This window comes from Burkholderia seminalis, from assembly GCF_001718535.1.
Classification (GTDB): domain Bacteria; phylum Pseudomonadota; class Gammaproteobacteria; order Burkholderiales; family Burkholderiaceae; genus Burkholderia; species Burkholderia seminalis.
Map to the genome: position 1 here is coordinate 706,517 of NZ_CP013398.1, position 20,510 is coordinate 727,026.

General features: G+C 68.3%; 17 protein-coding genes. 7 read left to right on the forward strand and 10 right to left on the reverse strand.

The window, feature by feature from the left end; translation table 11 throughout:
• Positions 1–2: 2 nt before the first annotated feature.
• From WJ12_RS03205 to queA, 6 genes are all read right to left on the reverse strand, one after another.
• Entirely contained in the window at positions 3–1,517 is a 1,515-nt protein-coding gene (locus tag WJ12_RS03205) for a S41 family peptidase (RefSeq protein WP_034187141.1), read from the reverse strand.
• Between the two features lie 220 nt (positions 1,518–1,737).
• Positions 1,738–2,688 (reverse strand): protein translocase subunit SecF, encoded by a 951-nt coding sequence (secF, locus tag WJ12_RS03210; protein WP_034187142.1) that lies wholly within the window; start codon positions 2,686–2,688, stop codon positions 1,738–1,740.
• A gap of 18 nt (positions 2,689–2,706) precedes the next feature.
• Positions 2,707–4,728 (reverse strand): protein translocase subunit SecD, encoded by a 2,022-nt coding sequence (gene secD, locus WJ12_RS03215; protein ID WP_049028476.1) that lies wholly within the window; start codon positions 4,726–4,728, stop codon positions 2,707–2,709.
• 106 nt (positions 4,729–4,834) lie between these two features.
• Positions 4,835–5,158 carry a preprotein translocase subunit YajC gene (gene yajC / locus WJ12_RS03220; protein WP_006476868.1) on the reverse strand — a complete coding sequence of 108 codons (324 nt, stop codon included), beginning with the start codon at positions 5,156–5,158 and terminating at the stop codon, positions 4,835–4,837.
• Between the two features lie 232 nt (positions 5,159–5,390).
• Positions 5,391–6,578: a tRNA guanosine(34) transglycosylase Tgt gene (tgt, locus tag WJ12_RS03225; RefSeq protein WP_049028475.1), complete on the reverse strand. Its 1,188-nt coding sequence runs from the start codon at positions 6,576–6,578 to the stop codon at positions 5,391–5,393.
• Between the two features lie 261 nt (positions 6,579–6,839).
• A complete protein-coding gene (gene queA, locus WJ12_RS03230) occupies positions 6,840–7,907 on the reverse strand; it encodes a tRNA preQ1(34) S-adenosylmethionine ribosyltransferase-isomerase QueA (protein ID WP_059557336.1) in 1,068 nt (355 codons plus the stop codon).
• A 167-nt stretch (positions 7,908–8,074) separates the two neighbouring features.
• Here queA and recG point away from each other — a divergent pair, with 167 nt between their 5' ends.
• The 7 genes from recG to ubiA all read left to right on the forward strand — a co-directional run bounded on the left by recG (position 8,075) and on the right by ubiA (position 16,317).
• Positions 8,075–10,405, forward strand: a complete 2,331-nt coding sequence (gene recG, locus WJ12_RS03235) for an ATP-dependent DNA helicase RecG (protein WP_059557334.1) — start codon at positions 8,075–8,077, stop codon at positions 10,403–10,405.
• Between the two features lie 126 nt (positions 10,406–10,531).
• Positions 10,532–11,491, forward strand: a complete 960-nt coding sequence (locus WJ12_RS03240; RefSeq protein WP_034187146.1) for a hydrogen peroxide-inducible genes activator — start codon at positions 10,532–10,534, stop codon at positions 11,489–11,491.
• 396 nt (positions 11,492–11,887) lie between these two features.
• Entirely contained in the window at positions 11,888–12,016 is a 129-nt protein-coding gene (locus tag WJ12_RS37015) for a hypothetical protein (RefSeq protein ID WP_257786210.1), read from the forward strand.
• 101 nt (positions 12,017–12,117) lie between these two features.
• Positions 12,118–14,304 carry a catalase/peroxidase HPI gene (katG, locus tag WJ12_RS03245; RefSeq protein ID WP_059557332.1) on the forward strand — a complete coding sequence of 729 codons (2,187 nt, stop codon included), beginning with the start codon at positions 12,118–12,120 and terminating at the stop codon, positions 14,302–14,304.
• A 158-nt stretch (positions 14,305–14,462) separates the two neighbouring features.
• Positions 14,463–14,624: a hypothetical protein gene (locus WJ12_RS36290; RefSeq protein WP_167361864.1), complete on the forward strand. Its 162-nt coding sequence runs from the start codon at positions 14,463–14,465 to the stop codon at positions 14,622–14,624.
• Positions 14,625–14,753: 129 nt separating this feature from the next.
• On the forward strand, positions 14,754–15,242 hold the full coding sequence (gene dpsA / locus WJ12_RS03250; protein ID WP_034187148.1) for a non-specific DNA-binding protein DpsA: 489 nt from the start codon (positions 14,754–14,756) through the stop codon (positions 15,240–15,242).
• Between the two features lie 211 nt (positions 15,243–15,453).
• A complete protein-coding gene (gene ubiA / locus WJ12_RS03255; RefSeq protein WP_034187149.1) occupies positions 15,454–16,317 on the forward strand; it encodes a 4-hydroxybenzoate octaprenyltransferase in 864 nt (287 codons plus the stop codon).
• Between the two features lie 101 nt (positions 16,318–16,418).
• On the opposite strand, the gene proC is transcribed toward ubiA, so the two are convergent.
• The 4 genes from proC to glcE form a co-directional block, all read right to left on the reverse strand.
• Positions 16,419–17,231, reverse strand: a complete 813-nt coding sequence (gene proC / locus WJ12_RS03260) for a pyrroline-5-carboxylate reductase (RefSeq protein ID WP_034187150.1) — start codon at positions 17,229–17,231, stop codon at positions 16,419–16,421.
• 52 nt (positions 17,232–17,283) lie between these two features.
• Positions 17,284–17,982 carry a YggS family pyridoxal phosphate-dependent enzyme gene (locus tag WJ12_RS03265; RefSeq protein WP_034187443.1) on the reverse strand — a complete coding sequence of 233 codons (699 nt, stop codon included), beginning with the start codon at positions 17,980–17,982 and terminating at the stop codon, positions 17,284–17,286.
• A 120-nt stretch (positions 17,983–18,102) separates the two neighbouring features.
• A complete protein-coding gene (glcF, locus tag WJ12_RS03270; RefSeq protein WP_034187151.1) occupies positions 18,103–19,329 on the reverse strand; it encodes a glycolate oxidase subunit GlcF in 1,227 nt (408 codons plus the stop codon).
• Between the two features lie 7 nt (positions 19,330–19,336).
• Entirely contained in the window at positions 19,337–20,425 is a 1,089-nt protein-coding gene (gene glcE, locus WJ12_RS03275; protein ID WP_034187152.1) for a glycolate oxidase subunit GlcE, read from the reverse strand.
• Positions 20,426–20,510 lie beyond the last annotated feature (85 nt).

The window sequence follows — 20,510 nt, forward strand, 5'->3', positions numbered from 1 at the left end:
CGTCAGTTGTCGGCGCGCTCGCATACCGGCTGCGCCGGCATCAGTTGCGCGGGCGCGTCGACGGTCCGCACCGGACGCCCCGCGAGCGCGGCGAGCGCCTGCCGAAGCTGCCAGTCGCCGGCCGTGCCGAACGCGCGCTGCGGCAGCGCCGTGCTCCTCGCCGTATCGACCTTCGCGCGCACGCGCTGCTCGCGCAGCGCCTGCCGCGCCTTGCGCACCTGCGCGAACGGGTCGGGCGCCAGCCGGTCCGCATACGGCGCCCGCGCGAGATCGGCTTCCCGGTACCACAGCAGCACGCCGTCGACGTCCGAGTCGCGGCGCGGTGGCACGAGCCAGTCCGGCACGACGCCGTAGCCGTCCATCGGGCAGCCGTTCGGCCGCAGGTTGCGCGCATACGTGAAATTCAGGCGCGTGCCGTCGATCAGGTCGACGCCCGTCTGCGCGAGGCCCTTCCCGTAGGTCGGCATGCCGAGCAGTTTCGCGCGGCCGAGATCCTTCAGCGCGGCCGCGGTCGCCTCGGCGGCCGACGCGCTCTGTCCGTCGACGAGCACGACGAGCGGCACGGTGCGCCACCAGTCGTCGGCCTGCAGCGGTGCCAGCGGATCCTGCCCGTGCATGACGGGCAGCGCGTAGTCGGGCCAGTTGGTCGTGTAGCGGCGGCGCTGCGTGTCGCCGCGCTCGACCGTCACCATCGCGGTGCGGTCGCGTCCCGCGAACAGCGCGGTGATGCCGATCGCCGCGTTGAGCGCGCCGCCGCCGTTGATGCGCAGGTCGAGGATCATGCCTGTCACCGGCGGGCCCGTGCGCCGCGCGGCCTGCACCGCGTCGATGTAATCGCCGACCGCCGGCTCCGGAAAGCTCGACAGCCGCGTGTACAGGATGTCGCCGTCGAGCCGCTTGGCGATCGCCGGATGCGGCTTGACGATCGCGCGCACCGGCGCGAAGGTCAGCACCGCATGCTTCGGGCCGCGCTGCACCGTGAGTTTCAGCGGCACGCCCGCGTCGCCCTTCGCGAGTTTCAGGAGTTCGCCGCTGTCGATGCCGACGACGCTCCGGTCGTTCATCGCGACGACGAGATCGTCCGGCCGCACGCCGGCTTTCTCGGCCGGTGCGTCGGGAATCACGTCGATGATGTGCAGCCCGTCGGGCCGCGTCTCGAACACGATGCCGATGCCCGGTGTGCCGTTGCGCGCGCGCTGCTCGTCGTCGCGCCGCTCCTGCTCCTCCTTCGCGTTGAAGAAGCGCGCGTACGGCAGCGTCTTGATCCCGTCGTGGGTGGCGGCGTCGAGCAGCGCGCCGATGTCGACATCGGTCAGGTGCTGCTTCTTCAGTACTTCGACGGCCGCCTTCAGTTCGCAGAGCTGCGGTTCCCAGTCGGGCGGGCAGGGCGACGGCGTCGGGGTGGCGGCCGATGCCGCGGCGGGCGGCGCGGATGCCGCTTGCGCGACGGCGAGCGGCGCATGCGGGAGCCCGACCGCGACGGCTGCGCAGGCGGCAAGGCGACGAACGGCACGCATGGGAGGCATCATCGGGACCGCACGTTGGGACGGGTGGCGAGTGTGCTTGCCCGGCCAGCGCGCGGCCGGCATGCAAGCGGGGCAGGGTGGTGACGATTGTAGCCGACGCCCGCGACGGCGCTGCTCGTGTCGCCCGCGCGCCGTGTACCGCGGCGGCCCGCGCATAAAAAAACCGGCCCGAATGGGCCGGCTTGGGTGCGATGCCGAAACGGCGCGGCGCTTAAACCTGCGCGCCCGCGTTCGGATCGTCCGGATCGTGCGCGGTCTTCTTTTCCTTGATCAGGTCTTCGCGCTTGATGCCGAGCCACATCGCGAGCGAGCCCGCGACGAACACCGACGAGTAGATGCCGAACATGATGCCGACCGTCAGCGCGAGCGCGAAGTAGTGCAGCGTCGGGCCGCCGAAGAAGAACATCGACAGCACCATCATTTCCGTCGACGTGTGCGTGATGATCGTGCGCGACATCGTGGTCGTGATCGCGTGGTTGATCACTTCCTGCACGTTCATCTTGCGTTCGCGGCGGAACGTCTCGCGGATCCGGTCGAAGATGACGACCGACTCGTTGACCGAGTAGCCGAGCACCGCGAGGATCGCCGCGAGCACCGCCAGCGAGAACTCCCACTGGAAGTAGGCGAAGAAGCCGAGAATGATCACGACGTCGTGCAGGTTGGCGATGATGCCGGCCACTGCGTACTTCCATTCGAAGCGGAACGACAGGTAGATCACGATGCCGATCACGACGCACGCGAGCGCGAGCAGGCCGTCGGTCGCGAGCTCCCGGCCGACCTGCGGGCCGACGAACTCGACGCGTTGCAGCGTGACGTCGGGGTTCTGCGCCTTCAGCGCGCCCATCACCTGGTCGCTCTGCTGCGCGGACGTGAGGCCTTCCTTCAGCTGCAGGCGGATCAGCACGTTGCGCGACGTGCCGAAGTTCTGCACCTGCGCGTCGGCATAACCGAGCTTGCCGAGCGTCGCGCGCACGGGTTCGAGTTCCGCGGCCTGCTGGTACTGCACCTCGATCACCGTACCGCCGGTGAATTCGACGGACAGGTGCAGCCCGCGGTGGAACAGGAAGAACACGGCGGCGAGGAACGTGACCAGCGAGATCACGTTGAACACCAGCGCGTGCCGCATGAACGGAATGTCTTTACGGATGCGGAAAAATTCCATGGTCTCGTCTCCGGGGCCTTATTGGGTCGAGCCCGGTTTCTTCGGCGACACGCCTTGCTGCGCGCGGTTGCGCAGCTGCGGCTTGCCGGCGCGCGGCGCGTTGCCCTTCGCCGGGGCGGCGAGCTTCGCGGCGCGCGCGGTGTCGGTCGATTCGTCCGCGTCGGTGAACGATGCGGCGGCAGCGGCGCCTTCCGGCTTCCACACCTGGCCGATCGCGAGCGACTTCAGCTTCTTGCGGCCGCCGTACCAGAGGTTGACGATCCCGCGCGAGAAGAACACCGCGGAGAACATCGACGTCAGGATGCCGAGGCAGTGCACGATCGCGAACGCGCGAACCGGGCCCGAGCCGAACGCGAGCAGCGCGAGACCGGCGATCAGCGTCGTGACGTTCGAGTCGAGAATCGTCGCCCAGGCATGCGCGTAACCGGCCTGGATCGCGAGCTGCGGCGGCTGGCCGGCGCGCAGTTCCTCGCGCACGCGCTCGTTGATCAGCACGTTCGAGTCGATCGCCATGCCGAGCGCGAGCGCGATTGCCGCGATGCCGGGCAGCGTCAGCGTGGCCTGCATCAGCGACAGCACGGCGACGAGCAGCAGCAGGTTCACCGACAGGCCGATCACCGACACCACGCCGAACAGCATGTAGTACGCGATCATGAACACGGCGATCGCGCAGAAGCCCCAGATCACCGAGTGGACGCCCATCTTGATGTTGTCCGCGCCGAGGCTCGGGCCGATCGTGCGTTCCTCGATGATGTCCATCGGCGCGGCGAGCGAACCGGCGCGCAGCAGCAGCGCGAGGTCGGCCGCGGCCTGCGGCGTCGGCTGGCCCGTGATCTGGAAGCGGTCGCCGAGCTCGGACTGGATCGTCGCGACCGTCAGCACTTCGCCCTTGCCCTTCTCGAACAGCACCATCGCCATCGGCTTGCCGATGTTGTCGCGCGACACCGTGCGCACCGCGCGGCCGCCGGCCGAGTCGAGGCGGATGTTGACCGACGGACGCTGATGTTCGTCGAAACCGGCCGATGCGTCGATGATGCGGTCGCCGGTGAAGATCACGTCCTTCTTCAGCAGCACGGGCGCCTGGTTGCCCTGCGTGAACAGCTCCTCGCCCGGCGGAACGGGGTCGTTCGGGTTCGGGTGCGTGTTGATCGGGTCGGCGAGGCGTGCCTCGAGCGTCGCGGTGCGGCCGATGATGTCCTTCGCCTTCGCGGTGTCCTGCACGCCCGGCAGTTCGACGACGATGCGGTCGCTGCCTTGCTGCTGCAGGATCGGCTCGGACACGCCGAGTTCGTTCACGCGGTTGTGGAGCGTCGTCAGGTTCTGCTTGAGTGCCGCGTCCTCGACGGCCTTCTGCACGGCCGGCGTGAAGGTGCCGACGACTTGCGTGCCGCCGCCGCCGGGCTGGGTCGCCCATTGTAGTTCGGTGATCGACGCGGCGAGCACCTTGCGGGCGTCTTCCGCCGTCTGCGCATCGCTGAAGTTGACGACCACGGACTGGTCGACGCGGCTCACGCCGCCGTCACGGATGTTCTTGTCGCGCAGCAGCGAGCGTGCGTCGGACGCGTCGGAGTCGAGCTTCTTCGTGAGCGCGCCCGTCATGTCGACCTGCAGCAGGAAGTGGACACCGCCGCGCAGGTCGAGGCCGAGATACATCGGCAGCGCGTGCAGGGCCGTCAGCCAGCGCGGCGACGCGCTCTGCAGGTTCAGGGCGACGACGTACTGCGGATCGTTCGGGTCGGCGTTCAGCGACTTCTGCAGCAGGTCCTTGACGCGCAGCTGCGTATCGGTGTCCTTCAGGCGCACGCGGATGTTCGCGTTGGTCGCCGTGTTCTCGAAGGTGACGTCGTCCGGCGTGATCTGCGCGGACGCGAGCGCCGCTTCGACCTGGGTCAGCGTGGTCGAGTCGAGCTTGACCGTGGCCTTGCCGCTCGACACCTGCACCGCCGGCGCTTCGCCGAAGAAGTTGGGCAATGTGTACAGAAGGCCGATGGCGAGCGCCACGACCATCACGACATATTTCCAGAGTGGATAACGATTCATGAGGGGGCCGAACGGGTGGTTGGCGTGAAAGCGTCGCGTCCGGCGCCGCGGCGGCCCGCTCTCTCAGGCGGGCACGGCGCGGGGAGCCGGACGCTCGGTGAAGGGCTTACAGAGACTTGATCGTGCCCTTCGGCAGAATGGTCGTGACCGCAGCCTTCTGCACGGTGATTTCAGTGCCTTCGGCGATTTCGACGCCGATGTAGCCTTCGGTGACCTTCGTCACCTTGCCGACGAGGCCGCCGCTCGTGACGACTTCGTCGCCCTTCGCCATGGCCGCGAGCATGTTGCGGTGTTCCTTCTGGCGCTTCATCTGCGGACGGATCATGATGAAGTAGAGCACCGCGAACATCAGGATGAGCGGCAGGAAGCTCATCAGGCTCGATTCGGCGCCACCGGCGCCTTGCGCGAAGGCATTGGAAATGAACGGCACGTTGGTCTCTCCGTAGGGGAAGATCGAAAAATAAGCCGGTTATTCTACCACCGGCCCCATGTGCAAACGGATCGGCAAATGCGCTTTCGGATCAAGCTGTTAAAGCGCGAACCGATACCGTTGCGACTTGTTTGGAAAGGCAATTGTAATATTTGGCGGTCGCGACGGGCCATCGAAACGCGTTATTTAGTACGCGTCCTATGCGACTGGCGCGGTATGGCCCGCCGGCCGGTCAGTCGACCCCTCTGGCACGGTCCTCCGCGAAGCGCTGGCGGAACGCGTCGAACGTATGCGTTTCGATCGCCTCGCGGATCTCGCTCATCAGCTGCAGGTAGTAGTGCAGGTTGTGGATCGTGTTGAGCTGCGCGCCGAGGATTTCGCCGACGCGGTGCAGGTGATGCAGGTAGCCGCGCGAGAAGTTCTGGCACGTGTAGCACGTGCAGCTCGCGTCGAGCGGCTTCAGCGAGTTCTTGTGCGTCGCGTTGCGGATCTTCACGTCGCCGAAGCGCGTGAACAGCCAGCCGTTGCGCGCGTTGCGGGTCGGCATCACGCAGTCGAACATGTCGACGCCGTTCGCGACGCCCTCCACCAGATCCTCCGGCGTGCCGACGCCCATCAGGTAGTGCGGCTTGTTGGCCGGCAGCTTCGGGCCGACGTGGCGCAGCACGCGCATCATGTCTTCCTTCGGCTCGCCGACCGACAGCCCGCCGATCGCGAGGCCGTGGAAGCCGAGCTCCGCCAGGCCCGCGAGCGATTCGTCGCGCAGGTCCTCGAACATCCCGCCCTGGACGATCCCGAAGAGGGCGTTCGGGTTGCCGAGCCGGTTGAATTCGTCGAGCGAGCGCTTCGCCCAGCGCAGCGACATGCGCATCGAGTCGGCCGCTTCCTTGTGCGTCGTCGGCACGCCGTCGGTCGCGTACGGCGTGCACTCGTCGAACTGCATCACGACGTCGGAGTTCAGCACCTTCTGGATCTGCATCGACACTTCCGGCGACAGGAACAGCTTGTCGCCGTTGATCGGCGACGCGAACGTGACGCCGTCCTCGGTGATCTTGCGCAGGTCGCCGAGCGAGAACACCTGGAAGCCGCCCGAGTCGGTCAGGATCGGCTTGTTCCAGCCCATGAAGCCGTGCAGGCCGCCGTGCGCGTCGATCGTGTCGAGGCCCGGACGCAGCCACAGGTGGAACGTGTTGCCGAGGATGATCTGGGCCTTGATCTCGTGCAGTTCGCGCGGCTGGATCGCCTTCACGGTGCCGTAGGTGCCGACCGGCATGAAGATCGGCGTCTCGACCACGCCGTGATTGAGCTTCACACGGCCGCGGCGCGCATGGCCGTCGGTCGTCAGCAGTTCGAATTCGAGCCCGTTCGCCGGGCGGTCCTGCACGGGCGCGTGCGTATCGTGGGATGAACCTTCGGTCATCGCGTCATTCTCCTTGCCACCGGAAATGCGTTGCATGGGACCGGAGTATGCGCTGAAGCGCTGACTCCGGATCGCAAGTCCGGCGCATGTTGGAAACGCCGCCGGGTAACCGGCGGCGGGAAAAAGCGGGTGCGCGCCATCGTAGCGCGTACCGCAGGAAAACGGGGCAACAGCGCGGGGACACCGGCGCGGCGCGCGACAGCGCGAAGCGTAGCGGCCGTTGCGCAGTCGCGCGCCGGCGCGCCATCGCACCTGCCGCGCTTACGCGCCCGGCGCCTCCGGCGTGTCGCGCCGCGTCAGCAGCATCGCGTCGCCGTAGCTGAAGAAGCGGTAGCGTTCTTCGATCGCGTGCCGGTACGCGGCGCGGATCGTCTCGACGCCCGCGAACGCGGACACCAGCATCAGCAGCGTCGATTTCGGCAGGTGGAAATTCGTGACGAGCCGGTCGACCACGCGGAACCGGTAGCCGGGCGTGATGAAGATGTCGGTCTCGGCCTGCGTCGCCGCGAGCGGTCGGCCCGCTTCGTCGGCCGCGCGCGCGGCGGCTTCGAGCGCGCGCATCGACGTCGTGCCGACCGCGATCACGTTGCCGCCGCGTGCGCGGGCCGCGGCGATCTTGTCGACGAGCGACTGCGGCAGGTCGTACCACTCGCTGTGCATCTTGTGCTCGGCGATGTTCTCGACGCGCACCGGCTGGAACGTGCCGGCGCCGACGTGCAGCGTCAGCGTCGCGCGCTCGACGCCCATCGCGTCGAGCTTCGCCAGCAGCGGCTGGTCGAAATGCAGCCCGGCCGTCGGCGCGGCGACCGCGCCCGGGTTGCTCGCATAGACGGTCTGGTAGCGCGTCTCGTCGGTCGCGTCGGCGTCGTGCTCGATATACGGCGGCAGCGGCAGGCGGCCGAACTGCTCGATCAGGTCGAGGCACGGCGCGGGGAAGTGCAGCGTGAAGAACGGCTCGACGCGCTCGCCGACCGTCACGTCGAATGCGTCGGCGAGACGCAGCGTCGTGCCGGCGCCCGGCGACTTGCTTGCGCGGATCTGCGCGAGCGCCGTGTGCGTGCCCGTCAAGCGCTCGATCAGCACCTCGATCTTGCCGCCGCTGGCCTTCTGGCCGAAGAAACGCGCCTTCAGCACCTTGGTATCGTTGAACACGAGCAGGTCGCCGGGCGCGATGCACGACGGCAGCTCGGTGAAACGGCGGTCGACGAGGCGCGCGGGCTCGGCGGTATTGTCGACCTCGAGCAGGCGGCTCGCGGTGCGATCGGGCAGCGCGGTTTGGGCAATCAGCTCGGGCGGCAGATTGAAATCGAAATCGGAAAGCGTGAACATGCGGGCTGGTTCGAAGCGGCCGGCGGGCGTCGCCGGCAGGGCGGAAACGCGTAAATGGGGCGCGCGAGCCGCTATGATGGCGGGATGCGCGGCCTGGCCGGCGTCGTTCGTTCGGACGACGTGAAAGCCGCTATTGTACTTGCCTTGCGAAGCACCCTGACGATCCGATGCCTGTGTCACCACGCCGTTCCGCCGCCGCCGTTGCCGATTCCGCCGATCCGTTCGACGCGGACGATGCCGCCACGCCCGCGCCGCCCGCGCCGCCCGCATCGGCCGCCGGCGCGCGCCGCGCCGGCCCGAAGCGCGGCGCCGACGGCCGGCTCGCGCAGCCCGCTGCCGCCGCGCCCGACGTCGAACCGGGCGCGGGCGGCGACGACGCCGACGCGCCCGGTGCATCGGGCACGAAGCGCAAGAAGAAGCCTGCCGCCGACAAACCGGTGAAAACCGCCGACAAGCTCGCGAAACTCGGCCTCACGCGTTCGATCGATCTCGTGCTGCATCTGCCGATGCGCTACGAGGACGAAACCACGCTCACGCCGATCGGCGAGTTGCTGCCGGGCGGCATCGCGCAAACCGAAGGCGTCGTGTTCGACAACGAAGTCGCCTATCGGCCGCGCCGCCAGCTCGTCGTGAAGATCCAGGACGACGACGGCGAGCAGCTCGTGCTGCGCTTCCTGAATTTCTACGGGTCGCAGGTCAAGCAGATGGCCGTCGGCCAGCGGCTGCGCGTGCGTGGCGACGTGCGCGGCGGTTTCTTCGGGATGGAGATGGTGCATCCGGCCGTGCGCGTCGTCGAAGCGGACGCGCCGCTGCCGCAGGTGCTCACGCCCGTCTACCCGAGCACGGCCGGCGTGTCGCAGGCCTACCTGCGCAAGGCGATCGAGAATGCGGTCGAGCGCACGCCGCTGCCCGAGCTGCTGCCGCCCGAGATCCAGCGCGACTACCTGAAGCCGCTCGACGTGCCGACGCTCGAGCAGGCCGTGCGCATCCTGCACCACCCGCGCGTCGATTCCGACGAAGCCGCGTTGATGGACGGCTCGCATCCGGCGTGGACGCGCATCAAGTTCGAGGAGCTGCTCGCGCAGCAGCTGTCGCTCAAGCGGGCGCACGAGGAGCGCCGCACGCGTGCCGCGCCCGCGATGCCGCGCCGCACCGCGAGCGACGCCGATGCGCTGACGACGCGGCTCTACGCGGCGCTGCCGTTCACGCTGACGGGCGCGCAGGCGCGCGTCGTCGACGAGATCGCGCACGACCTCACGCTCGCGCACCCGATGCAGCGCCTGCTGCAGGGCGACGTCGGCAGCGGCAAGACGGTCGTCGCGGCGCTGGCCGCCACGCAGGCGATCGACGCCGGCTACCAGGCCGCGCTGATGGCGCCCACCGAAATCCTCGCGGAACAGCACGCGCGCAAGCTGCGCGCATGGCTCGAGCCGCTCGGCGTGTCGGTCGCGTGGCTCGCGGGCAGCCTGAAGGCGAAGGAGAAGCGCGCGGCGATCGAGGCGGCCGCGCTCGGCACCGCGCAGCTCGTGATCGGCACGCACGCGATCATCCAGGACACGGTCGAATTCGCGCGGCTCGGCCTCGTGATCGTCGACGAGCAGCACCGCTTCGGCGTCGAGCAGCGTCTCGCACTGCGCGCGAAGGCCGCGAACGCGGCCAACGGCGCGCGCGATTTCCAGCCGCACCAGCTGATGATGTCGGCCACGCCGATCCCGCGCACGCTCGCGATGACGTACTACGCGGATCTCGAGGTCTCGACGATCGACGAGCTGCCGCCGGGCCGCACGCCCGTGCTGACGCGCCTCGTCGGCGACGCGCGGCGCGACGAGGTGATCGCCCGCGTGCGCGAGGCCGCGCTGACCGGGCGCCAGGTGTACTGGGTGTGCCCGCTGATCGAGGAAAGCGAGACGCTGCAGCTGCAGACGGCCGTCGAAACCTACGAGACGCTGGCGGCGGCGCTCCCCGAACTGAAGGTCGGGCTCGTGCACGGCCGGCTGTCGCCGGCCGACAAGGCCGCCGTGATGGAGGCGTTCACGCGCAACGAAGTGCAGCTGCTCGTCGCGACGACCGTGATCGAGGTCGGCGTCGACGTGCCGAACGCGTCGCTGATGGTGATCGAGCACGCGGAGCGTTTCGGCCTCGCGCAGCTGCACCAGCTGCGCGGCCGCGTCGGGCGCGGCACCGCGGCGTCGGTGTGCGTGCTGCTGTACACGGGACCGCTGTCGCTGACCGGCCGCGAGCGGCTGAAGACGATGCGCGAGACGACCGACGGCTTCGAGATCGCGCGGCGCGACCTCGAAATCCGCGGCCCCGGCGAATTCCTAGGGGCGCGCCAGTCGGGCGCGGCGATGCTGCGCTTTGCCAACCTCGAGACCGACGGCTGGCTGATCGACCCGGCCCGCGAGGCCGCGACGCGGCTGATTGCCGCGTACCCCGACATCGTCACGCAGCATCTCGCCCGTTGGCTCGGTGCGCGGGAACAGTACCTGAAGGCTTGATTCGGCAGCTCGGGGCCGGATCGGAAAGCCGTCGATCGATGCATCGGATGTCGAGAAACTTGGCGAACCGGTGCCGGAGGGTGTATAAATTAAACCTATCGCCTGTATATACCTGATTGACCCACAATGACGCTGACTGAATTGAAATACATCGTCGCGGTCGCGCGCGAACGGCATTTCGGCCGCGCGGCCGAGGCCTGCTTCGTGAGCCAGCCGACGCTGTCGGTGGCGATCAAGAAGCTCGAAGACGAGCTCAACGTGCAGATTTTCGAGCGCGGCGCGAGCGAAGTGAGCGTGACGCCGATCGGTGACCAGATCGTCACGCAGGCGCAGCGCGTGCTCGAGCAGACCTTCGCGATCAAGGAGATCGCGAAGCAGGGCAAGGACCCGCTGGTCGGCCCGTTCCGCCTCGGCGTGATCTACACGATCGGGCCGTACCTGCTGCCGACGCTCGTCAAGCAGATGATCCAGCGTGTTCCGCAGATGCCGCTGATGCTGCAGGAGAACTACACGCTGAAGCTGCTCGAACTGCTCAAGCAGGGCGAGATCGACGCCGCGATCATGGCGCTGCCGTTCCCGGAAACCGGCCTGATGGTGCGTCCGCTGTACGACGAACCGTTCGTCGTCGCGCTGCCGGCCGGCCATCCGTGGGAGAAGCGCGAGGAAATCAATGCCGAGGACCTGAAGCAGGAAACCATGCTGCTGCTCGGCAACGGCCATTGCTTCCGCGATCACGTGCTCGGCGTGTGCCCGGAGCTGATGCGCTTCTCGCAGACGGCCGACGGCATTCAGAAGACCTTCGAGGGCTCGTCGCTCGAAACCATTCGCCATATGGTCGCGAGCGGTGTCGGCATCACCGTGCTGCCGCGGATGTCGGTCGCCGAGGTCGGCCCGCGCGCGAACGGCCCCGATGCGGAGCTGCTGTCGTACGTGCCGTTCAACGAACCGGTGCCCGACCGCCGCGTGGTGCTCGTGTGGCGCAAGAGCTTCACGCGGATGCCCGCGATCGACGCGATCAGCGACGCGATTTCCGCGTGCGAACTGCCGGGCGTCGCGAAGCTCGACATGCCGGCCACGATGAACTGAGCGCGTAGGTCGCCTGCGCGTATGGCAGCATGATGAACGGGGTCTTGCGACCCCGTTTATTTTTCCCTATCGAATAGATGAAATTTATTAAATTCAAATAATCAATAGATATAGATAGAATCCTCTACATGGATCGGCGTCGTCGCCGACGCGCGACATGCACGTTGGATGCAAGCGTCAAAGGAGGATGTCATGATGCGGTCGGTATTGCAGCACGCGCAGCGGAACATCCCGTCGCGCGACACGGTCGTACATCGCGCCAGGGCCGCGGTTCGCAGCCTGCGTCCGATTGCGTTCGCGTACCTGGCGGATCGCGTGTATGGCGGATGAGTGCCGCCGCGCGCCGGTCCGGTGTTCCCCCGATTCACCCGCCATCAAGCCATGAGGGAGCATTGCATGCCCGACAGCATGACCACCGCACGCATCGCCGGCATGACGACTGCCGGCAGTGGCTTCCCCGAGCGCCCCGCCTGCGGCGCGTTGCAGCGGGAACGCGAGCCGAAGGCCGCGCACGACATCCCGTAGTACGGCAGGAGGATCTGCCTGTTCCGTTTCTTATCCCCCGCAATGCTCCACGAACCGCGCCCGGCACGTGGGGGCCTACGAGCAAGTAAAGGAGAAAAAGCATGTCGAACGAAGCGAAGTGTCCGTTCAACCACACCGCAGGCAGCGGCACGACGAACAAGGACTGGTGGCCGAATCAGCTGAACCTGAATGTCCTGCACCGGCATTCGGCGCTGTCCGATCCGATGGACCAGGATTTCGACTACGCCGAGGCGTTCAAGAAGCTGGATCTCGCGGCGGTGAAGCAGGACCTGCACGCGCTGATGACGACGTCGCAGGACTGGTGGCCGGCCGACTTCGGCCACTATGGCGGCCTGTTCGTGCGCATGGCATGGCACAGCGCCGGCACGTACCGCACGGCCGACGGCCGCGGCGGCGCGGGCGGCGGGCAGCAGCGCTTCGCGCCGCTCAACAGCTGGCCGGACAACGTGAGCCTCGACAAGGCGCGCCGGCTGCTGTGGCCGATCAAGCAGAAGTACGGCCGCAACATCTCGTGGGCCGATCTGCTGATCCTGACGGGCAACGTCGCGCTCGAATCGATGGGCTTCAAGACGTTCGGTTACGCCGGCGGCCGCGTCGACACGTGGGAACCGGACGACGTGTACTGGGGCTCGGAAAAGATCTGGCTGGAACTGAGCGGCGGCCCGAACAGCCGCTACTCGGGCAAGCGTGAGCTCGAAAGCCCGCTCGCCGCCGTGCAGATGGGCCTCATCTACGTGAACCCGGAAGGCCCGGACGGCAACCCGGACCCGGTCGCCGCCGCGCACGACATCCGCGAGACGTTCGCGCGGATGGCGATGAACGACGAAGAGACGGTCGCGCTGATCGCGGGCGGCCACACGTTCGGCAAGACGCACGGCGCCGGTCCGGCGTCGAACGTCGGCCCCGAGCCGGAAGCCGCGGGCCTCGAGGAGCAGGGTCTCGGCTGGAAGAGCACGTTCGGCACGGGCAAGGGCAAGGACGCGATCACGAGCGGCCTCGAAGTCACGTGGACCTCGACGCCGACGAAGTGGAGCAACGACTTCTTCAAGCACCTGTTCAGCTATGAGTGGGAGCTCACGAAGAGCCCGGCCGGCGCGCACCAGTGGGTCGCGAAGGACGCCGGCGAAGTGATTCCCGATGCGTTCGACGCGTCGAAGAAGCATCGCCCGACGATGCTGACGACCGACCTGTCGCTGCGTTTCGACCCGGCCTACGAAAAGATCTCGCGCCGTTTCTACGAGAACCCGGCCGAGTTCGCCGATGCGTTCGCGCGTGCGTGGTTCAAGCTCACGCACCGCGACATGGGCCCGCGCTCCCGTTATCTCGGCCCGGAAGTGCCGGCGGAACACCTGCTGTGGCAGGACCCGATCCCGGCAGTCGACCACCCGCTGATCGACGCCGCCGACGTTGCCGCGCTGAAGGCGAAGGTGCTGGCGACCGGCCTGTCGGTGTCGCAGCTCGTGTCGACGGCATGGGCGTCGGCAGCGACGTTCCGCGGGTCGGACAAGCGCGGCGGCGCGAACGGTGCGCGCATCCGCCTCGCGCCGCAGAAGGACTGGGAAGTGAACCGCCCGGCCCAGCTCGCGAAGGTGCTGGAGACGCTCGAAGGCGTGCGGAAGGCGTTCAATGATGGGCAGACGGGCGGCAAGAAGGTGTCGCTCGCCGACCTGATCGTGCTGGCCGGTGCCGCCGGCGTCGAGCAGGCCGCGAAGAACGCGGGTATCGCGGTGACGGTGCCGTTCGCGCCGGGCCGCGCGGATGCGACGCAGGAAGAGACCGACGTCGAGGCGATGGCCGTGCTCGAGCCGCTCGCCGACGGCTTCCGTAACTACCTGAAGGCCGCGTACAAGACGCCGGCCGAGGCGCTGCTGGTCGACAAGGCGCAACTGCTGACGTTGACGGCGCCGGAGATGACGGTACTCGTCGGCGGCTTGCGCGTGCTCGGCGCGAACGCCGGCGACTCGAAGCACGGAGTGTTCACCGATCGTCCGGAAACGCTGACGAACGACTTCTTCGTGAACCTGCTCGACATGGGCACGGAGTGGAAGCCGGTGTCGGCCGCGAACGACGTGTTCGAGGGGCGCGACCGCGCGACGGGCGCGGTCAAGTGGACGGGCACGCGCGTCGACCTGATCTTCGGCTCGCACTCGCAGTTGCGCGCGCTGGCCGAGGTGTACGGCAGTGCGGATGCGAAGGAGAAGTTCGCGCGCGATTTCGTCGCCGCCTGGAACAAGGTGATGACCCTCGACCGCTTCGACCTCGCATGAAACCGGCCGCATGCTCATGCGGTCATGCAGTGACGCAGTGACGCAGTGACGCAGTGACGCAGTAACGCAGTAACGCAGTAACGCAGTAACGCGGAACGGCCGGTCGAACGACCGGCCGTTTCTTCTCGGAACGATGTCTTGTCAAGGGAGTAACGACCATGACGCAAATGATGCTCAACATGCGTGCGGCGGCGTCGCCCGTTCTGCGATCGCCGGTCGAACTGGCGCGCTACGTCGTCGGCTTCGCGATCGTCATCGGCGGGGCGGCGGAACTGGTCTCGCAGGCGCTGCACGCGCTCGCGCCGGTCGCAGGCGGTTGACGGCAGCGACGGCAGCGACGGTTTCGCGACGCCAGACGTGCGAGTCGCGAACGGATGCCGTGCGACGCGGCATGCGGATTGCTCGACGCATTTTCACCGGTTCAACATTTCGAACGAGGAGTCCCGAAGATGGCCAGGAAAGGCAACGCCACGCCGATCAACATCGGCATCAGCGACAAGGACCGCAAGAAGATCGCGGACGGCCTGTCGCGCCTGCTCGCCGATACGTTTTCGCTGTACCTGAAGACCCATAATTTCCACTGGAACGTGACCGGGCCGATGTTCAACACGCTGCACCTGATGTTCGAGGAGCAGTACAACGAGCTATGGCTCGCGGTCGATTCCGTCGCGGAGCGCATTCGCACGCTCGGCGTCGTCGCGCCGGGCACGTTCGCCGAGTTCGCGAAACTGTCGTCGGTGCCCGAAGCGAAGGGCGTACCGGCCGCCGAGGAGATGATCCGCCAGCTCGTCGAAGGGCACGAGGCGGTCGTGCGCACCGCGCGCGACATCTTCCCGATCGCCGACGCGGCCAGCGACGAGCCGACCGCCGACCTGCTGACGCAGCGCCTGCAGACGCATGAAAAGACCGCATGGATGCTGCGGTCGCTGCTCGCGTAAGCGCGGTGCGGCCGTGCAGGGGCGCCGATCGGCCCGATCCGCGATGAGGTCGACTCTGTCCCTTGATTGACGCGCGATGCGGCACAGCCGCGCGCAGCGGGCCTGGGCGGCGTGTGCGCGCCCGCCGGTAGCCGTCTGCGGGCCGCTCCCGACATGACGCGGAGCGCCGCTCGGCTCTAAAATGCCGGGGTTATCTTCCCGGTGCTTCGCCATGCTTGCCCGTTTTCCGCTGTATCTGCGGCTCGTCCGGATGGACAAGCCGATCGGCAGCCTGCTGCTGCTGTGGCCGACGCTCAACGCGCTGTGGATCGCGTCGGACGGCCACCCGCGCTGGCCGCTGCTCGTGATCTTCGTGCTCGGCACGCTGCTGATGCGCTCGGCCGGCTGCGCGATGAACGACTACGCCGACCGCGATTTCGACCGTCACGTGAAGCGCACGGCCGACCGGCCGCTGACGTCGGGCAAGATCCACGCGTGGGAAGCCGTCGCGATCGCGGTTGGGCTGTCGTTCGTCGCGTTCCTGCTGATCCTGCCGCTCAATACGCTGACGAAGGAACTGTCCGTCGTCGCGCTGTTCGTCGCGGGCTCGTATCCGTTCATGAAGCGTTTCTTCGCGATTCCGCAGGCGTATCTCGGCATCGCGTTCGGCTTCGGCATCCCGATGGCGTTCGCGGCCGTGCAGGACACGGTGCCGGCGATCGCGTGGGTGATGCTGGTCGCGAACATCTTCTGGTCGGTCGCATACGACACCGAGTACGCGATGGTCGATCGCGACGACGACATCAAGATCGGCATCCGCACGTCCGCGCTGACGTTCGGCCGCTTCGACGTCGCGGCCGTGATGGCGTGCTACGCGGCGACGCTCGGCATCTACGTGTGGGTCGGCGTGACGCTCGGCTTCGGTCTCGTGTACTGGGCCGGCTGGGCCGCCGCGGCCGGCTGCGCGCTGTATCACTACACGCTGATCAAGGATCGCGAACGGATGCCGTGCTTCGCGGCATTCCGGCACAACAACTGGCTCGGCGGCGTGCTGTTCGCGGGCATCGCCGCGCATTACCTGCTGGCCGGCAACTGAACGACGAAGCCGCGCGCCCGGCGCGCGCCGCCAATGAAAAAGCGACCTGACGGTCGCTTTTTTTACATCGGGCGCCGGTAATCCGGCAAGCGCTCCCGCGCTTACGCGCGGCCGAGTTCGTCGCCCATTTCCTTCGCACGCGCTTCCGCCGCGAGCGCGCCGCGCACGATCGCTTCCTTCACGCCCTGCGCGTCGAATGCCGCGAGCGCGGCGGCCGTCGTGCCGCCCTTCGACGTCACGCGCTCGCGCAGCACGCTTGCCGGCTCGCCCGATTGCGCGGCCAGTTGCGCGGCGCCCGTAAACGTCGCGACCGCGAGCGCGCGGCCCTGTTCGTCGTTCATGCCGAGGCGGCGCGCGGCTTCCTGCAGCGCTTCGATGAAATAAAACACGTACGCGGGGCCGCTGCCCGAAATGGCCGTGACGGCGTCGAGTTGCGACTCGTCGTCGAACCACACGATCTCGCCGACCGCGCCGAGTACGTTCGACGCGAGTTCGCGGCCCGCCGCGTCGACCGCGGGCAGCGCGGCGAGGCCCGTCACGCCCATGCCGACCAGCGCGGGCGTGTTCGGCATCGTGCGCACGACGCGCGGGTAGTCGCCGAGCCAGCGCGCGAGATCCGTGCCGCGGATGCCGGCCGCGATGCTGATCACGAGCTGCGACGTCAGGTGCGGCGCGAGCGCCTGCGCGACGTCCTTCAGCACCTGCGGCTTCACCGCGAGCACGATCGCGTCGTAGCCGGCGAGCGTCGCGTCGACGGCCGCGCCGGTGCGGATGCCGAATTGCTGCGCGGCGCGCGCGCGGACGTCCTCGTTGACGTCGATGGCATACAGGCCGTCGGCGGCGACGCCGCGCTTGATCAGGCCGCCGATCAGGGCCGCGGCCATGTTGCCGCCGCCGATGAATGCGATTTTCATGATGTCCGAATGAGCGAGTGAGTGAACGGAAAGGCGGAAAAGGGCGTGGCGTTCAGTGCGAATAATCGCGCGCGCCGAAGATCGCGGTGCCGACGCGTACGATCGTCGCGCCTTCGAGCACGGCCGCGTCGAGGTCGGCGGACATGCCCATCGACAGCGTGTCGAGCGGCAGGCCGTCGGCGCGCAACGTGTCGAACAGCGCGCGCAGCGCGCGGTGCGGCACGCGTTGCGCGTCGGTGTCGCCGGCCGGTTCGGGAATCGCCATCAGGCCGCGCAGCCGCAGCGACGGCAGCGCGGCGACCGCGCGCGCGACCTCGGCCACGTCGGCCGGCGCGACACCGCTCTTCGACGCCTCGCCGCTGATGTTCACCTGCACGCACACGTTGAGCGGCGGCAGGTGCGCGGGGCGCTGTTCCGACAGGCGCTGCGCGATCTTCAGGCGGTCGACCGAATGGACCCAGTCGAAGCGTTCGGCGACGGGGCGCGTCTTGTTCGATTGCAGCGGCCCGATGAAATGCCATTCGAGCGACGCGCGCAGGTCGGCGAGCGCATCGATCTTGTCGATCGATTCCTGCACGTAGTTTTCGCCGAATGCACGTTGCCCGGCCGCGTGCGCGGCGCGCACGTCGTCGGCGGGAAACGTCTTCGACACGGCGAGCAGCGAGATGGTGGCGGGATCGCGGCCGGCCGCGCGGGCGGCGTCGGCGATGCGGCGGTGAACGGATTCGAGACGGGCGGCGAGATCGGACATGACGGGCGCGAAAGCAGGCACGAAAGCGGGCATGAAGCCGATGCGCCGCGACACGCGGCGCATCGATCCGCTCATTATACGGACGCCGCGCGCGGACGCCGGCCGCGGCGGCGCGTCACGTCAGCCGTACAGCAAATGCTCGACGAGCTGGACCCAGTGGGTGACCGGAATCTGCGTGCCGCTCTGCAGGTGCGCGATGCAGCCGATGTTGCCGGACACGATCATCTGCGGTTCGAGCGCCTGCAGTTTCAGCAGCTTCTGCTTGCGCAACCGGTACGACAGCGACGGCTGCGTCAGCGAATAGGTGCCGGCCGAGCCGCAGCACAGATGACTGTCGGCCGGTAGCCGCACGTCGATGCCGAGCGTCTCGAGCAGCCGCTCGACCTTGCCGCGCGACTGCTGGCCGTGCTGCAGCGTGCACGGCGGGTGGTACGCGACCGTATGGACCGCGCGGCGCCGCGCGAGCGTCGCGAGTTCGGCCTCGAATGCGAGCAGCACGTCGGAGATGTCGCGCGTCAGCGACACGATGCGCTGCGCCTTCTCCGCGTAAGCCGGATCGTCGCGCAGCAGGTGCGCGTATTCGAGCACCGTCGCGCCGCAGCCCGATGCGTTCATCACGATCGCCTCGGCGCCCTGTTCGACGTGCGGCCACCACGCGTCGATGTTGCGGCGCGCGTCGTCGAGCGCTTCGTCGTGATAGTTCAGGTGCAGGCGGATCGCGCCGCAGCAGCCCGCGTCGGGCGCGACGACCGTCTCGATGCCGAGCGCATCGAGCACGCGCGCGGTCGCGATGTTGATGTTCGGCAGCATCGACGGCTGCACGCAGCCGCCGAGCATCAGCATCTTGCGCGGATGCGTGCGGTGCGGCCATTCGAGCAGCCGCGTGCGCGGCGGCACCTTGTCGCGCAGCCGCTTCGGCAGCAGCGGCCGCACATGCTGGCCGAGCCGCATCACGGGCGAGAACAGCGCGGCATTCGGCACGAGGCTCGCGAGCATGCGGCGCACGAGCCGCTGCTGCGCCGGGCGCTGCACCTGCGCCTCGACGTGCTTGCGGCCGATCTCGACGAGCCGGCCGTACTGGACGCCGGACGGGCAGGTCGTCTCGCAGCTGCGGCACGTGAGGCAGCGGTCGAGGTGCTGCTGCGTGCTGCGCGTGACGGGCGCGCCTTCGACCATCTGCTTGATCAGGTAGATGCGTCCGCGCGGGCCGTCGAGTTCGTCGCCGAGGAGCTGGTAGGTCGGGCAGGTCGCGGTGCAGAACCCGCAGTGCACGCACTTGCGCAGGATCGCGTCGGCCTCGTCGCCGTCGGGCGTGTTGCGGATGAAATCGGCGAGGTTCGTTTGCATCGAGCCCTCAGAGGTCGGGGTAGAGCCGGCCGCGGTTGAAGATGCGCGCGGGATCGAAGGCGGCCTTCAGCCCGCGGTGGATTTTCATCATCGGAGCGGGAAGCGGCGTGAACACCCCCGCGCTGCGGTCGTACGCGTCGCCCGCGCGGAACAGCGTCGCGTGGCCGCCGGCCTGCTTCGCGCTCATGCGGACGGTCTGCGCGTCGGCGTCGGTGATCCACCAGCGCTGCGCGCCGCCCCATTCCATCAGCTGGGTGCCGGGCAGGTGCATCGGCTCGGTGATCGACGGCAGCGCGAGGCGCCACAGCGCGTAGCCCGGCGGGATGCCGTTGAAGAACGGGTCGGTATGCTCGCGCAGGCCGGCCCAGAAGCGCTCGGCTTCGACCGCGTCGACGACTTCGCCGCCGAGCAGCGTCTTCGCGGATTTCACGGCCGCCTCGGCGCCCGACAGGCGCAGCACCAGCGTGCCGTTGCGCCAGGCGCTCGCACTGACGGGCAGCGGGTGGCCGCCCCATTCGTTGAGCTTGCGCACCGCGTCGGTCGCGGTCATCTCGAACTTCAGCGTGACCTCGGCGACGGGCATCGGCAGCACCTTGATCGACAGGTCGAGCATCAGCCCGAGCGTGCCGAGCGCGCCGGCCATCAGGCGCGACACGTCGTAGCCGGCGACGTTCTTCACCACCTGGCCGCCGAAGCGCAGCATTTCGCCGCGGCCGTTCATCAGCGTGACGCCGAGCACGAAATCGCGCGGTGCGCCGCAGGTGGCGCGGCGCGGGCCCGCGAGGCCGGCCGCGACGCAGCCGCCGACGGTGGCCGCGCGGCCGAAGTGCGGCGGCTCGAACGGCAGCATCTGGCCGCGCTCGGCGAGGACGGTTTCGAGCTGCGCGAGCGGCGTGCCCGCGCGGACCGTGACGACGAGCTCTGCCGGGTCGTACGACACGATGCCCTGAAACGCGCGCGTGTCGAGTATTTCGCCCTCGAGCGCCTGGCCGTACCAGTCCTTGGTGCCGCCGCCGCGAATCCGCAGCGGCCGGCCGTCGGCACTGGCCGCGCGGATACGCTCGGCCCATTCGGCGACGATGTCGTCCTCTTCCATGTTCTGTTGCTGCCTCGACTTGTTGTTCGGTCGATTGTACCGGGGTGGCGCGATTCCACATCGCGACTATCCCTAAGCCCCGTAT

Coding starts and splice junctions, on each gene's coding strand:
- WJ12_RS03205 (WP_034187141.1), bottom strand. CDS start 1,517: ATGCGTGCCGTTCGTCGCCTTGCCGCCTGCGCAGCCGTCGCGGTCGGG.
- glcF (WP_034187151.1), bottom strand. CDS start 19,329: ATGCAAACGAACCTCGCCGATTTCATCCGCAACACGCCCGACGGCGAC.
- WJ12_RS03240 (WP_034187146.1), top strand. CDS start 10,532: ATGACGCTGACTGAATTGAAATACATCGTCGCGGTCGCGCGCGAACGG.
- recG (WP_059557334.1), top strand. CDS start 8,075: ATGCCTGTGTCACCACGCCGTTCCGCCGCCGCCGTTGCCGATTCCGCC.
- dpsA (WP_034187148.1), top strand. CDS start 14,754: ATGGCCAGGAAAGGCAACGCCACGCCGATCAACATCGGCATCAGCGAC.
- glcE (WP_034187152.1), bottom strand. CDS start 20,425: ATGGAAGAGGACGACATCGTCGCCGAATGGGCCGAGCGTATCCGCGCG.
- secD (WP_049028476.1), bottom strand. CDS start 4,728: ATGAATCGTTATCCACTCTGGAAATATGTCGTGATGGTCGTGGCGCTC.
- WJ12_RS37015 (WP_257786210.1), top strand. CDS start 11,888: ATGCCCGACAGCATGACCACCGCACGCATCGCCGGCATGACGACTGCC.
- proC (WP_034187150.1), bottom strand. CDS start 17,231: ATGAAAATCGCATTCATCGGCGGCGGCAACATGGCCGCGGCCCTGATC.
- katG (WP_059557332.1), top strand. CDS start 12,118: ATGTCGAACGAAGCGAAGTGTCCGTTCAACCACACCGCAGGCAGCGGC.
- WJ12_RS36290 (WP_167361864.1), top strand. CDS start 14,463: ATGACGCAAATGATGCTCAACATGCGTGCGGCGGCGTCGCCCGTTCTG.
- queA (WP_059557336.1), bottom strand. CDS start 7,907: ATGTTCACGCTTTCCGATTTCGATTTCAATCTGCCGCCCGAGCTGATT.
- WJ12_RS03265 (WP_034187443.1), bottom strand. CDS start 17,982: ATGTCCGATCTCGCCGCCCGTCTCGAATCCGTTCACCGCCGCATCGCC.
- secF (WP_034187142.1), bottom strand. CDS start 2,688: ATGGAATTTTTCCGCATCCGTAAAGACATTCCGTTCATGCGGCACGCG.
- ubiA (WP_034187149.1), top strand. CDS start 15,454: ATGCTTGCCCGTTTTCCGCTGTATCTGCGGCTCGTCCGGATGGACAAG.
- tgt (WP_049028475.1), bottom strand. CDS start 6,578: ATGACCGAAGGTTCATCCCACGATACGCACGCGCCCGTGCAGGACCGC.